This window comes from Nonomuraea recticatena (assembly GCF_039533245.1).
Taxonomy (GTDB): domain Bacteria; phylum Actinomycetota; class Actinomycetes; order Streptosporangiales; family Streptosporangiaceae; genus Nonomuraea; species Nonomuraea roseola.
The window spans coordinates 1-1,307 of sequence record NZ_BAAATE010000111.1; the positions used below are offsets into that span (position 1 = coordinate 1).

Below are 1,307 nucleotides of genomic sequence, written 5' to 3' on the forward strand. Positions count from 1 at the left end.
TGCGCAAGATCTTTCCCGACCACTGGTCGTTCCTGCTGGGTGAGATCGCGCTCTACTCCTTCATCATCCTGCTGCTGAGCGGGACGTTCCTGACGTTCTTCTTCAAGCCCAGCATGATGCACGTGATCTACGACGGTCCTTACGACCCGCTCAAGGGCGTGATGATGTCCGAGGCCTACGCCTCGACTCTGGAGATCAGCTTCGAGGTGCGCGGCGGTCTGCTGATGCGGCAGATCCACCACTGGGCGGCGCTGCTGTTCGTGGCCGGCATGATGGTGCACATGCTCCGCGTGTTCTTCACGGGTGCATACCGCAAGCCGCGCGAGCTGAACTGGCTGATCGGCGTGCTGCTGCTGACGCTGGCGCTGGCCGAGGGCCTGACCGGCTACTCGCTGCCCGACGACCTGCTGTCGGGCGCGGGTCTGCGGATCACCGAGGGTGTGGCGATCTCGCTGCCGCTGGTGGGCACGTACATCACCTTCTTCCTGTTCGGCGGGGAGTACCCGGGTGAGGATGTCATCGCGAGGTTCTACTCGCTGCACATCCTGCTGATCCCGGGCATCCTGCTGGCGTTGATCTCGGCGCACCTGGTGCTGATGTGGGTGCAGAAGCACACGCAGATGCCGGGCAAGGGGCGCAACAACCACAACGTGGTCGGCGCGCCGTTCTACCCTGCGTTCATGCTGAAGGCCGGCGCCTACTTCATGTTCACCTTCGCGGTGGTGGCCGGGCTGGCGACCTTCGCGCAGATCAACCCGATCTGGGCGTTCGGCCCCTACACGCCTGCCGACATCTCGGCGGGCTCGCAGCCCGACTTCTACATGGGCTTCCTGGAAGGCTCGCTGCGGCTGATGCCGGCCTGGGAGATCAACCTGTTCGGCACCAGCGAGTTCGGCACGCTGCCGCTGAGCGTCATCATCCCGGCCTTGATGCCGATGGGCATCGTGATGACCGGCCTGGCGCTGTATCCGTTCGTGGAACGGTGGGTGACCGGCGACAACCGCGAGCACCACATCGCCGACCGTCCCCGCAACAACCCGCACCGCACCTCGATCGGCATGGCGGCCATCACGTTCTACGGCGTGTTGTGGCTGCTGGGCGCCAACGACGAGATCTCGGCCTTCTTCCAGATCAGCCTGAACTGGACGACCTACATCGGCCGGGTGCTGGTGCTGGTGGGCCCGGTGATCGCCTACATCATCACCTACCGCATCTGTCTGGGACTGCAGCGCTCCGACGCCGCGGTCATCGGGCACGGCGTGGAGTCGGGCGTGATCAAGCGGCTGCCGCACGGTGAGTTCATCGAG

Annotated in this window: 1 protein-coding gene; it reads left to right on the forward strand. The window is 64.8% G+C overall.

The window, feature by feature from the left end; genetic code table 11:
• On the forward strand, positions 1-1,307 hold a 1,307-nt coding region (qcrB, locus tag ABFX50_RS50565), incomplete at both ends, for a cytochrome bc1 complex cytochrome b subunit (protein ID WP_346158439.1).